Source organism: Halothiobacillus sp., from assembly GCF_028710545.1.
Classification (GTDB): Bacteria; Pseudomonadota; Gammaproteobacteria; order Halothiobacillales; family Halothiobacillaceae; genus Halothiobacillus.
Genome location: NZ_JAQTTX010000035.1, coordinates 17,424 through 28,756 on the forward strand (window position 1 = coordinate 17,424; position 11,333 = coordinate 28,756).

Annotated in this window: 14 protein-coding genes; 7 read left to right on the forward strand and 7 right to left on the reverse strand. The window is 55.8% G+C overall.

The annotated features are described in order from the left end of the window. Positions 1-28: 28 nt before the first annotated feature. The 7 genes from rpiA to PHD44_RS08395 all read left to right on the forward strand — a co-directional run bounded on the left by rpiA (position 29) and on the right by PHD44_RS08395 (position 4,715). Positions 29-691, forward strand: a complete 663-nt coding sequence (gene rpiA, locus PHD44_RS08365) for a ribose-5-phosphate isomerase RpiA (protein WP_012823582.1) — start codon at positions 29-31, stop codon at positions 689-691. A gap of 8 nt (positions 692-699) precedes the next feature. Beyond that, positions 700-1,551, forward strand: coding sequence for a shikimate dehydrogenase (aroE, locus tag PHD44_RS08370; protein WP_300190317.1), 852 nt, complete (start codon positions 700-702; stop codon positions 1,549-1,551). An 85-nt stretch (positions 1,552-1,636) separates the two neighbouring features. Next, entirely contained in the window at positions 1,637-1,993 is a 357-nt protein-coding gene (locus PHD44_RS08375) for a hypothetical protein (RefSeq protein ID WP_300190320.1), read from the forward strand. 6 nt (positions 1,994-1,999) lie between these two features. Beyond that, positions 2,000-2,266 (forward strand): phage holin family protein, encoded by a 267-nt coding sequence (locus tag PHD44_RS08380; protein ID WP_290676876.1) that lies wholly within the window; start codon positions 2,000-2,002, stop codon positions 2,264-2,266. A 19-nt stretch (positions 2,267-2,285) separates the two neighbouring features. Next, entirely contained in the window at positions 2,286-2,555 is a 270-nt protein-coding gene (locus tag PHD44_RS08385; RefSeq protein ID WP_300190323.1) for a hypothetical protein, read from the forward strand. After that, complete coding sequence (locus tag PHD44_RS08390) at positions 2,552-3,796, forward strand: NAD(P)/FAD-dependent oxidoreductase (RefSeq protein ID WP_300190326.1); 1,245 nt, start codon at positions 2,552-2,554, stop codon at positions 3,794-3,796. The genes PHD44_RS08385 and PHD44_RS08390 overlap by 4 nt, the downstream gene beginning before the upstream one ends. Before the next feature lie 397 nt (positions 3,797-4,193). Continuing rightward, positions 4,194-4,715 carry a phosphate-starvation-inducible PsiE family protein gene (locus PHD44_RS08395; RefSeq protein WP_300190345.1) on the forward strand — a complete coding sequence of 174 codons (522 nt, stop codon included), beginning with the start codon at positions 4,194-4,196 and terminating at the stop codon, positions 4,713-4,715. A gap of 52 nt (positions 4,716-4,767) precedes the next feature. Here PHD44_RS08395 and PHD44_RS08400 read toward each other — a convergent pair whose 3' ends face one another. The 7 genes from PHD44_RS08400 to gltX form a co-directional block, all read right to left on the reverse strand. Next, positions 4,768-5,325, reverse strand: coding sequence for a DUF924 family protein (locus PHD44_RS08400; protein WP_300190328.1), 558 nt, complete (start codon positions 5,323-5,325; stop codon positions 4,768-4,770). Between the two features lie 89 nt (positions 5,326-5,414). After that, entirely contained in the window at positions 5,415-5,684 is a 270-nt protein-coding gene (locus PHD44_RS08405; RefSeq protein WP_300190330.1) for a type II toxin-antitoxin system RelE/ParE family toxin, read from the reverse strand. Beyond that, on the reverse strand, positions 5,668-5,892 hold the full coding sequence (locus PHD44_RS08410; protein ID WP_300190332.1) for a DUF6290 family protein: 225 nt from the start codon (positions 5,890-5,892) through the stop codon (positions 5,668-5,670). The genes PHD44_RS08405 and PHD44_RS08410 overlap by 17 nt, the downstream gene beginning before the upstream one ends. A 340-nt stretch (positions 5,893-6,232) precedes the next feature. Next, the gene (locus PHD44_RS08415; RefSeq protein WP_300190333.1) at positions 6,233-6,688 is read right to left on the reverse strand and encodes a UPF0158 family protein; all 456 of its coding nucleotides are present in this window, start codon (positions 6,686-6,688) and stop codon (positions 6,233-6,235) included. Between the two features lie 22 nt (positions 6,689-6,710). Next, positions 6,711-7,355, reverse strand: a complete 645-nt coding sequence (locus PHD44_RS08420; RefSeq protein ID WP_300190335.1) for a hypothetical protein — start codon at positions 7,353-7,355, stop codon at positions 6,711-6,713. Between the two features lie 149 nt (positions 7,356-7,504). After that, the gene (locus tag PHD44_RS08425) at positions 7,505-9,871 is read right to left on the reverse strand and encodes a PAS domain-containing protein (protein ID WP_300190337.1); all 2,367 of its coding nucleotides are present in this window, start codon (positions 9,869-9,871) and stop codon (positions 7,505-7,507) included. Positions 9,872-9,879: 8 nt separating this feature from the next. Further along, positions 9,880-11,283 (reverse strand): glutamate--tRNA ligase, encoded by a 1,404-nt coding sequence (gene gltX, locus PHD44_RS08430; protein WP_300190340.1) that lies wholly within the window; start codon positions 11,281-11,283, stop codon positions 9,880-9,882. Positions 11,284-11,333: the final 50 nt, after the last annotated feature.

Genomic DNA, 11,333 nt, shown 5'->3' on the forward strand with positions numbered 1-11,333 from the left:
AACCATCGATAACAACAAGGAACTGAACATGACCCCACAAGACCAACTCAAGCAACAGGCAGCCAAGGCAGCGCTTCAATACGTACAAACCGGCAGTATTGTCGGGGTTGGCACGGGGTCGACCGTGAATTTCTTTATCGATGAACTGGCCACAATCAAGCACAAGATCGAAGGCGCCGTTTCCAGCTCCGAGGCCAGCACCAAGCGTTTGCGAGCACACGGCATCGAAGTGTTCGACCTCAATGGCGTGGGCGACATTCCCGTCTACATCGACGGTGCGGATGAAACCAATGCCAACCTGCAGCTCATCAAGGGCGGCGGCGGCGCTTTGACCCGCGAAAAGATCATCGCCCACATGGCGAAGAAATTCGTCTGCGTGGCCGATGAAACCAAGCTGGTACCGCGTCTGGGCAAATTCCCGCTGCCGATCGAAGTCATTCCCATGGCCCGCAGCATGGTCGCGCGTGAACTCGTCAAGCGGGGCGGTCAACCGGTGTACCGTGATGGTTTTGTCACCGACAATGGCAACCAGATTCTCGACATCCACAACATGGACATCATGGAACCGGCCAAGCTCGAAGCCGAACTCAATAATATTCCCGGCATCGTCACCGTTGGTCTGTTCGCCCTGCGCCCTGCCGATGTGTTGATTCTTGCCGCCGCCGAAGGCGTGCGCACTCTTACGATCTAAGCCGCACGATGACGGTTCGATACGGGGTGATTGGCAACCCTATTGCCCATAGTCGGTCGCCGCTGATCCATCGCGCTTTTGCCGAACAAACCGGCATCGATCTGGATTACACGGCCATTCTGGCACCTTTGGATGGGTTCAATGCAACCGTGGCACAATTTCGCAGCGAAGGCGGGCTTGGGCTGAACGTGACCGTCCCCTTCAAGGCCGAAGCGTTTGCCTTATGCGCTACGCTAAGCGAACGGGCACAGCGGGCGGGGGCCGTCAACACGCTGATTTTCCCGGCAGATCCCCGGTCACCCGATGTGTCATCCGATATTCGGGGCGACAACACCGATGGCGTGGGTTTGCTGCGCGACCTCGCGTTCCACCAGATCCCACTCAAAGGCAAAAAGGTCCTGCTGCTCGGGGCGGGTGGGGCCTCGCGCGGGGTGCTCGCGCCCCTGCTGGCTGAAGAACCCACGCAATTGCTCATCGCCAATCGCCGCGTGGCAACGGCCGAACAACTGGCGACCGATTTTCAGGATCTGGCGGGCACGCAGCTTGGCGCCTGCGCGCTGGATGCCCTCCCCGCCGAGCCGTTCGATCTCATCATCAACGCGACTTCCGCCAGCCTCAGCGGTGAACAACTTCCTCTGCCGGACGCGTTGATCGGGCAGAACACCACCGTCTACGACATGGCCTATGGACGCGCGCCTACCGTATTCATGCAGTGGGGTGCTGCCTTGGGCGCTACCGCATTCGACGGTTTGGGCATGCTGGTCGAGCAAGCGGCCGAGAGTTTCTATCTTTGGCATGGCATCCGACCCCAAACGGATCACGTACGGGATTTGCTCAAGAAACAACTGGCCTCGGGCTGATTAAAACACTTTAAAGGGGTGCCCGAACACGCACACCGGTCAAACCGGTGTAGGATGAACCCTTGTCACCAAAGGAGATCGCATTATGCCCACCGCCCCCAAAACCACAGACGCCACATCAAACAGCACCGGCAACGAAGAACTCGCCGCCATCAAGCAAGACATGCATCAACTCAAGGCCGATTTGGCCGAGCTGTTGACTGCCATGAAAACACGCGGCCAAAACAAGGCCGAAGCACTCGGGCAGGACGCCATCAATACGCTGCATGATGCAATCAACACCTTAAATCAGCGGGTGAATGCGGCCAAAGAGGGCGTGAGCGAGAAGACGCGTGCCACTGTCGATCAAGCAGAACAGGTCATCGAACGGCATCCGGTCGCCAGCCTGCTCACTGCCTTCGGCATCGGCTTTGTGCTCGCCAAACTGTTCAGCAAAAACTGACATTCAATGCCGGAATTCGTCATCGCCCTGCTCGAACTGCTGGAGGCGGAAGGGCGCGCGCTGAAGCGTTCCGTCCGCCGTGTCAGTTTCGGCCTGGTGTTCCTGCTGACGGCCTCGGCCCTCATACTGACGGCACTGGGCTTTCTGCTGGCTGCGGGTTACCTCGCCCTGGCAGCCGCATTAGGTAGCACGCTCGCCGCCCTGATCATGGGTGGCGTAAGCCTGCTGCTGGCGGCAACGCTCGGCTTTATCGCCTATCGCGCCATGCGGTAACCGGATCAGGCTAACGATCATGGCAAACCAATCCGCACCCCGCTCACTGGATGAAGCCAAACAGCATTTGCGCCAATCCTGGCAGGATGCCGTCAACGACCCGCTATCGGTCGTACGCGACACCACGCGTCGCTTTCCTTGGGTGAGTGTGGCCGTCGCCGGTGCCGCTGGTGTTGTGGCCGAACGCGGCATTCCAATTGTGTTCCGTACGCTAAAAACGACATTGAAAACCCATCCTGAGTTGCTGCTGCTTCTGGCCCGGCAACTCATTTCCACGTGCAGGAAATGACCGAATTCGATGTGATCGTGATCGGTGCGGGCGCCGCCGGCATGATTTGCGCGGCCCAGGCGGGCCAACGGGGTAGACGCGTTCTGTTGATCGATCACGCTTTGACTATCGGCGAGCGGATTCGCATCTCCGGCGGTGGCCGCTGCAACTTCACGAACAAGGACGTCAAACCGGAAAATTTCCTGTCGCAGAATCCGCATTTTGTCCGCTCCGCACTGGCTCAATTCAGCGCACAGGATTTCATCCGGATGGTCGAACGCCACGGTATCGCCTATCACGAAAAAACGCTCGGCCAACTGTTCTGCGACGATTCCGCCAACCAGATTATCGACATGCTCAAGGTCGAATGCGTGCGAGGTGACGTGACCTGGGCACAGCCCTGTGCGGTAACGCAGGTTGAAAAGACGAGCGATGACTGCTTTCTGGTTGAGACCGATCAAGGTGCGTTCGCGAGTCAATCGCTGGTGATCGCCACCGGAGGATTGGCCATTCCCAAACTCGGGGCAACGCCGTTTGGTTACCGCGTGGCTGAACAGTTCGGTCTGCCGGTCATTGCGCCCCACCCCGCGCTGGTCCCCCTCGCCCTCGCGCCGACCGATGGCGAACCACTGCAAGCATTCTCGGGCAACTCACTCGATGTTATCGCCGAATGCTCGAATTTGACACCCGGCAAAGAGCACAAGAACGCCAACAAATCCGGCCAAAACCCTCGCTTCCGGGAAAACCTGCTGTTCACCCACCGCGGGCTTTCCGGCCCCGCCATTTTGCAGGTATCGAGCTACTGGCAAAGTCAGCAGTACTCGGCAGAAAAGAAGCAGCCCATCCGCCTGAATCTGCTGCCGGATTTGAACATTCCGTCCTGGCTACAGGAAAATCGATCGAGCAAACGCAGCCTCGCGCAATGTCTGGCCGATTACTGGCCCAAACGCATCGCGCAGGAATGGTCTGCCGCTCGGGGCTGGACGAAACCATTGGCCGAACACAGCAACAAGGAGATTACCGCCATGGGCCAAGCCCTTTCGGCCTGGGAGATCATGCCTTCCGGCACCTTGGGTTATGCCAAGGCAGAAGTCACCCTCGGTGGCGTGGACACGCGCGCCTTGTCATCCAGCACCATGGAAGCCAAGGACGTGCCGGGCCTGTACTTCATCGGCGAAGTCGTGGATGTCACCGGTTGGCTGGGCGGCTACAACTTCCAGTGGGCCTGGTCATCGGGCTGGGTCGCCGGGCAGGCGGTCTGAAGACATCGTCGGCTCAGTCCGCATAATCCATTGGCTTACGGCTGACCAGCACCCGCTCGATCCGGCACCAGCCAGAGCAGTACGGCAACCACATTGAAGACGACGGCCTCGCCGTGGGACACATTCCTCGATGGCGCCATGATCGTGATGGAATGCGTGCCAATGCACCCAAAGGGCCATCCGTTGACACGCTGGAAATAAACGCCCGTTCATTTCTGATGCCGTCGCAACTCACGCCGAGCACCGGTACCTTGTCGCAGCGGTACGAATCACAACCAATTGAATTCGTATATTTGTGTTGTCCGGTAGCTATTGAATTTCTGACAGGAAGGCCTAAATTTTCGCTGTAATTGAACATGGTTTAGATGAGCTCTTGAGGATCGAAGACACCATGAACATGATCAGCAATCGCAAGGAACCCCGGCAGATCGACATCCGTAAATATTGGTCGGTCATGAATCTTGCCGAGCGGTTCGAACAGGTCATCGCGACCGTGCTTGGGATAATGATTGCGATCATCATCCTGATGGCACTGTGGGAGCTCATTCGAGATGTCCTGTCGAACCTGTTCGTTCAGCACGAGCGTGTATTGAGCCATCGAGTTTTCCAGTCATTGTTCGGCAGCATAATGACTTTGTTGATCGCGATGGAATTTCAACATTCAATCATCAAAGTGATCGAACGCCGTGAACACATCATTCAGACCAAGATCGTGGTGCTCATTGCACTGCTGGCCTTGACACGAAAATTCATCATCCTGGATTTCTCAGAAGTCCAGCCGATGATGCTTCTGGCACTTTCTGCTGGCATTCTCTCGCTGGGTGTGGTGTTCTGGTTCATAGACAAACGGGAGATCGGAGAGAAAGAACAGTCATCATCGGGCGAGCAGACCGATGACATTACGAAACCCCATCCTTGAAGGTGCGCCACCAAGCATCCAGCCGAATCGGCTGAAGATCGAGCGATTCAGATCACCCCTTGAAGGCATCCTTAGAAGCCAGATACGCGACTTCCGCCGGAGTACTTTCCCGCCCTAAAATGGCGTTACGATGCGGGAATCGGCCATACTTTCGCACGATCTCCCGATGGTGTTCCGCAAACTTGATGTTGCCCGTCAGCCCGTACCGACGGAACAGCGCGACAGACAAATCCTGCTCTTCGAGCTTCTCACTGTGCATCAACGGCATGAACAAAAAGCTCAACCGGTCTTTGCTCAACTGCTTGTCGAACCCCTTTTTCAAGGCGTTCAAAGTGACATCAATGGCTTTTCGTTCCGTACGAAAACTCTCCGGCTTGCCGCGAAACATATTGAGCGGAAACTGATCCAGCACGATCACCAATGCCAACGCCCCCTCCGGCGAATCCTGCCAGTGATCCAGCTCGCCCGCCGCCGCACGCGCCCACAACGACCGATACTTTTCCCTGATCGCTTCATCCAATGCCGGTGTCGAAGCGAACCAGTGCTTCTGCATGAACTCGGAATACCAGTAATCTAGGATGTCGGTGGGTTTAATCGACTCAGTTCTCATGATGAAAACCTCATTGGACTTGGTACTTGAGCGGGCGCTGTTATGCATCTGCGTCTGATGCACAAAATTCATTGGCTGTTTGAATCAGCCTATCGGTACACTTCGCGGTGATTGCCGATTCTCACAACAAGGATGCGTAAAGCACCGTCCTCGATGCTGGCAATGACGCGATAGTCGCCAACACGGTACATCCATAAGTCTCCCAGCTTGGAGCCTTTGAGCGCCTCACCAATGCTGCGCGGGTTGTCTAGCATAGCGACCCGTTCACGCAGAAAAGCCGTAATGCGCTTGGCGATGGTCTTATCCAGTGAGGCGAGTTCTTTTTTTGCCTTGGCGTCAATCTCAATCAGCCAAGCCAAGATCACGCTCCACTTCGTCCAGCGAATAAGTTGGGCTGCGTCCTGCGCGAACGTCGATCAATCGTTGCTCGGCAAGGTATAAATCTTCGAGGTCATCCAGGTGCTCAAGGATGGCTTCGCGGGCATAGAAAGTCTTGGTGCGTCCGGTGGCCTGCGCGAGTGCGGCAAGGCGGCTTTCCACTTCGGGCGGTAGTCGGATGGCAAGCATGCTTTGGCTCCTGAAATCCAAAATTGATATACAAGTATATCATGTTGAACCACGCAGCATATACGATGATGGTATCTTGTGCATCAGATGCATAATAGCGCGACGACGTAGAACCCCCCGTGAAGGGGCGAAATAGTCATTTTCAAGGGGTGCCTTGGTCCTTTCAGACAGGACGATAGATTACAGCGCATTTTGGGAAGTCGGTTTTACCCATGGTCATAAATTTTCTTGCCAAGGGTTTTTTCTACAGCCTCAACGTTTGAAATAACCGGCCGCCGGAGCCCGAATGGCGGAGGGAATGGGCAAGCGAGGCTTGCCAACGATCCGGTTGACCGAAGGGTTAGTCAGCAGATGATTCATCAGTTAGTGCAATGCTGTTTTCATTACACCATGCGCGCAATGCCTTTTCGGTCTCGCGAGCCTCGAATGTGTACCAGCGTTCAAGGAGCCGATGGGCCTCCAAGAAACCTTTGAAGTGTGCATAGGCGCCCTTCTTCCGAAAGAAGGCGGCGACGGTTTCGTATCCACTGGGGATTGCATCATCTGCGAACGACAGGGCCAAGTCACGGCCAAGGTCCAAGTTATTCTTGTGCGGAACTGCAATGTATTTGTCCGATGTTTTGAGGTCGTCAGGAACTTCCTCATCAAATTCAAATTCGGACGACAGGTAGTAAATCACTCCGGTGTCTGGGTTGATGAAAGCGCTATGTTCTAAAGGCGTGCCAGAACTCACAAACTCAAATGCTTCGAGCAGTTCCGGGAACTTGACCATTGCGACGGGTGCGGGCAAAGACATGGGCATGCTGCCTAACGTAAAACTAAGGGGCGGCACGCTTTTGCGCCGTCCCGCTTAAGCGACGGGTTATGCCGACTTTATAGCTTGGAGGAAAGCTATCTTTCCCGGCAAGCCAAAGAAATATATCAATTTGTCGAAGCGAGAAATGACCAAGCCCATAATGAGCTTGGAACTCCTTGATGATTTTGACGAAGCTCTCATAGTGCTTCAAGTCCTCCTTGCGGAAGGGATAAAAGTTATCGGTACGCGCGTAGTGCAACAGCATCTTCTCGACGTAAGAATCGAAGATTGGAAAGCTATCGGGAAAATGGTGGCTGCAATACTTTGAGGCAAAAGAGTAAAAATTTCGTTTCTTGTTTTGGATTGTAACCATAGCCAATTCATTCACGAGCGAAAGGTCGCCCTGCTTAAGGCGGCCTTCGATATTCATTTCACGGATATGCTTCGCCACGGTGTAGGTGTCAAATATGTTGGTGCTATAGAAGTCATTGAGCGCGCTGACTTTCAGGAGAATATGTTCTATTGCACTGTTGTCTGGACAGAAATTTTTGAAAAGGAGGTCCAGCGACTTCTCTTGAAGTCGGTAGTTTTCCAACTGCGGCGAACTCTGCCATTTCTGCAAATAGCTGGAAAGGTAATCCGAGCTTGGCGTTAACGGTAATGGCATCAGAAGGCATAGCACGATTTATATGGCATAAACTTTGGCATGTCGCGCTAATCAAATCAATTTGATTTTCAATAACCTTTTTATTTCAACTGGTTGCAAACCAAAAACCCTTTTGGTGCGACCTGAAATTGCGCGGATGAACTATTAACTCACTCCTTCGCATCCAGCCGCATGGTCAGTGCTTTCAACAGGCTCATTAGCGAGGTTTTGACCGGTTCGGTGAAGCGTAGGTTGTCTTCGCCGAATACGATCAGGGCGCGTACGGGGTCGCCTTCGTTTATAGCGGGGATCGGGACGATGGCCAGTGCGCCGACCGGGTATTGCTTCAACTGTTCGATCAAATCGTTCTGGAGTGTGCCGCTGATACTGGTGTTGCGGGCGTGATCGTCGATGAACATGGGGGTCTGGGCGACCAGTACGCGGTCGATCAGGCCCATTTGTGCGACTTGATTGGCGATTTCACGGACGGGGGCGGTGCAGCCGACGCATTCGTAGGATACATGTTCCTGCTGTTCGAGCTGCGGGCCGGTCAGTTCGGATGAGCTCGACCAGACCTCCGGCCAGTGGGTGTACAGGCATATGGCGAGCAGGCTGCTTTGCTCGATGACCTGTTCGGCCAGCGGGGTGAGTGGACTGACCTCAACCGCGGTTTCGGTTTCCGGTTCTGAAACGGAATCTGTTGTGCTGCCCGGCATCGGCATCGCTATGGGCGGTTTTGCTTGCGGCTGAGAGAACATGGCAGTCAGGCGGCAAAAATCTCGCTCGGCCTTGAGTTCGTTTGCCTGCTCAACACTATCGCCCAGGCTTTCGGCCGCAACGATGAGGCCTTCGGCGTCATGGCGACTCGATTTGAGCGCACGGATATGAAAGCGCATCCAGGTCTGGCTCGATTCGCCCGTCTGCACTCTGCGTAGCAGGCTGACCTCATCACGCAAACCGGTCTGGATGTCTTCCAGCAGTTTGAGGTCGCCCGAAGTCAGACTCTCGACGGTGTTGAGCCCAGTTACCGGTGAGATCACATCCAGAAAACGCCGTCCCTGCAACGATTCCTGGCTTTCGTGGAATATTTGTATCCATCTTTGATTGACCATGCTGATGTGCCAATCGGTGGGATTGACAATGGCTAACCCCATCGCGGGCATGTTATCCCACAACTGGGCCAATTGATCACGCTCGCGCCGCAGACCGGCCAGCACTTTGGCTCGTTGCAACCGCATGATGCGCCAAAACAGGAACAAGGCGATCAAAAGGGTAAACACGCCGATCAGGGAAGCCGTGGCAAGCCATTGGCGTGTCTTGCGCAGCGGATCGAGCACAATATCCTGCGTGGTGGCGGCCCAGAGCAGGCCATTGATCTGCGGGATCTGTGTGCTGGCGTAGAGCAGCGTATGCTCCTGACAATCAATCTGCCCGCTGGCGCTGCTCTTCAATACGTCCGCATCCGGCGGGTATGGGCTCAAACGCGCCTGAAGCGAAAGGAATGCGGGTGACTTGCGGAAACAGTCGAGATCACTTGCACTCACCGGTTCAACACGTGAACTCATCTGCGGTTCGCTCAATGGCGAAAAATCTTCAATCAGCGGGGTGGTCGTCCAGGATTTAGCGGAATCATTCCCCTGTGCCAGCAGGAGCAGGGTGCGCACCGCGTTCTCAACCCGCAAGGGTTCTCCGGCTGGCATGGACTGCACCAGTGCGCTTTCATTGAGCACGGCAGCCAGCACGATGTACCACGGGCCGCCACTCACCTCAGACTGGCTCAGATAAACAGGCAACACCCAGAAACAATCACCGCCGCTCCGCCCCGGCGCGAACACACAGGCAAATTGCACTTTGGATGTGGCTGCCGCCCGCTCGAACAGATTATCCGGCGTCTTGGCAATCAGGTTCGAACCGAATTTGAGCTTCTTGACGTGATCGGGATCAAACAGGGTGATGGTCTGGAATCGGCCATCCTGAATCAGGGCGACAAATGAAGGGAAGGTACTGCCGGAGGGCTGGACGGGTTGATCCTGACTGATGCGTATTCGATTTGCCAGCGCGTCCGGCTGTGCCGCCAGTTTATCGACGATTTGCGATCGCTCGGTTAACCAGTCGGTAATCAATTTGCTGTGCAGACGCAACTGCGAGGTCAGTTCGGTTTGTGCCTGATTGAGGAGAACCGGTCGATATTCGCGTGTGGCATAGGAGACCATGAACAACTGCGCGAGCAGCGTGAACGCAATGAGGATAACCAATGCGCTCCACCAAGACTTTTGATCGGCGAACCGGGAATGCCGCAGGGCCTGTTCGGCCAGAGGGACGGGTTGGCTGCGTTCGAGCAACAGGAACAGCAACCAGGCCGTGATCAGGACGAATACCCCGCCCACCACCAAACCGGCGGGCGATATGACCCAGCGCGCGCCGCCCAGGCTGCTGAGCAGCCACTGAATCAACGCGATCCACAATATGGCGACGACAATGTAGGCCATCGTCCAGCGGAAAGAGCTGTATGCCATAAGCTTGGGCAGACGCGCCATGCCGGCGATTACCGCGATAGGAATGCGTGCATTTCACGCAAGCGCTGCAGGGTTTTCTCCTGGCCGAACAGATCAAGCGTCACGCCCAGACTGGGTGAGGCCCCGTGTCCCAACAGGGCCAGACGAAGCAACGGCCCGACTTTGCCGAGCTTGAAGCCCAGTGTGGTTGCCACTTCCTTGACCGCATGATCGAGGTGCGCGGGGCTTTCCCAGTCCTCTGGCTGCGAAAGTGCCATCGCCAGTGCGTCCAGAATGCCGGGCGCATCGTCATCCAGCTTGCCCAGCGCGACGGGATCGTAGCCGGTCAGATCACGATAGTACGGCAGCGCCTGCTCAGCCATTTCAACCAGTGTGTGCGCCCGATCGGCATAGGCCGCGACGATTTTCGCCGGATCAGGCCCGTCAACCGACGGATCAACACCGAGTCGCCCCAGATGCCAGCGCAATTCTATGGCGGTTTCCTCAACGGGGCGAATCTTGAAATATTGCTGGTTGAGCCAACGCAGTTTTTCCGGGTTGATGCTCGATGCGGACTGGTTGATGTCCTTGATGTCGAACAATGCGATCATCTCGGCCCGATCGAAAATTTCCTGATCCCCATGAGACCAACCGAGGCGCACGAGATAATTGAGCAGGGCTTCAGGCAGGTAACCCTCTTCCCGGTATTGCATCACGCTCACGGCACCGTGGCGTTTGGACAGCTTGGTGCCGTCCGGCGCGTGGATCATCGGCAGATGCGCGAATTGGGGCGGCGTCACATTCAGAGCGTGGTAGAGGTTGATCTGCCGGGCCGTGTTATTGAGGTGGTCATCGCCGCGGATCACGTGGGTTATCTCCATGTCCCAATCGTCAACCACCACCGTGAGATTGTAAGTGGGCGTGCCATCCGAGCGGGCGATGATCAAATCGTCCAGCTCACTGTTCTGGAACACCACGCGCCCGCGCACGCCATCCTCGATCACGACTTCGCCATCCAGCGGATTGCGAAAGCGCACAACGGGTGATACACCAGCGGGCGGCGTACCGGTAAAGTCTCGATATCGACGGTCATATCGCGGCTTTTCGCCACGGGCCATCTGGGCTTCACGCAGTTGATCCAGCTCTTCCCGGCTCGCGTAGCAGTGATAGGCATGACCACTCGCCATGAGCTGATCGATCACTTCCTTGTATCGATCCATGCGCTGCGTTTGATAAAACGGGCCTTCGTCATATTCGAGCTTCAGCCAGGTCATGCCCTCTAAAATGGCGTTCACCGATTCCGGCGTGGATCGTTCCAGATCGGTATCTTCGATTCGAAGCACAAACTGTCCGCCGTGCCTGCGCGCATACAAGTAACTGAACAGGGCTGTGCGGGCACCGCCAATATGCAAAAAACCGGTGGGTGATGGCGCGAAACGGGTGCGAACGGACATGAATACCTCGGATGTACTTCAAAACTTGGACGATCATAGCGTAAAGTGGC

Excerpts from the sequence above, each read along its gene's own strand:
- rpiA (WP_012823582.1), top strand. The coding sequence starts at position 29 with ATGACCCCACAAGACCAACTCAAGCAACAGGCAGCCAAGGCAGCGCTT.
- aroE (WP_300190317.1), top strand. The coding sequence starts at position 700 with ATGACGGTTCGATACGGGGTGATTGGCAACCCTATTGCCCATAGTCGG.
- PHD44_RS08375 (WP_300190320.1), top strand. The coding sequence starts at position 1,637 with ATGCCCACCGCCCCCAAAACCACAGACGCCACATCAAACAGCACCGGC.
- PHD44_RS08380 (WP_290676876.1), top strand. The coding sequence starts at position 2,000 with ATGCCGGAATTCGTCATCGCCCTGCTCGAACTGCTGGAGGCGGAAGGG.
- PHD44_RS08385 (WP_300190323.1), top strand. The coding sequence starts at position 2,286 with ATGGCAAACCAATCCGCACCCCGCTCACTGGATGAAGCCAAACAGCAT.
- PHD44_RS08390 (WP_300190326.1), top strand. The coding sequence starts at position 2,552 with ATGACCGAATTCGATGTGATCGTGATCGGTGCGGGCGCCGCCGGCATG.
- PHD44_RS08395 (WP_300190345.1), top strand. The coding sequence starts at position 4,194 with ATGATCAGCAATCGCAAGGAACCCCGGCAGATCGACATCCGTAAATAT.
- PHD44_RS08400 (WP_300190328.1), bottom strand. The coding sequence starts at position 5,325 with ATGAGAACTGAGTCGATTAAACCCACCGACATCCTAGATTACTGGTAT.
- PHD44_RS08410 (WP_300190332.1), bottom strand. The coding sequence starts at position 5,892 with ATGCTTGCCATCCGACTACCGCCCGAAGTGGAAAGCCGCCTTGCCGCA.
- PHD44_RS08415 (WP_300190333.1), bottom strand. The coding sequence starts at position 6,688 with ATGTCTTTGCCCGCACCCGTCGCAATGGTCAAGTTCCCGGAACTGCTC.
- PHD44_RS08420 (WP_300190335.1), bottom strand. The coding sequence starts at position 7,355 with ATGCCATTACCGTTAACGCCAAGCTCGGATTACCTTTCCAGCTATTTG.
- PHD44_RS08425 (WP_300190337.1), bottom strand. The coding sequence starts at position 9,871 with ATGGCGCGTCTGCCCAAGCTTATGGCATACAGCTCTTTCCGCTGGACG.
- gltX (WP_300190340.1), bottom strand. The coding sequence starts at position 11,283 with ATGTCCGTTCGCACCCGTTTCGCGCCATCACCCACCGGTTTTTTGCAT.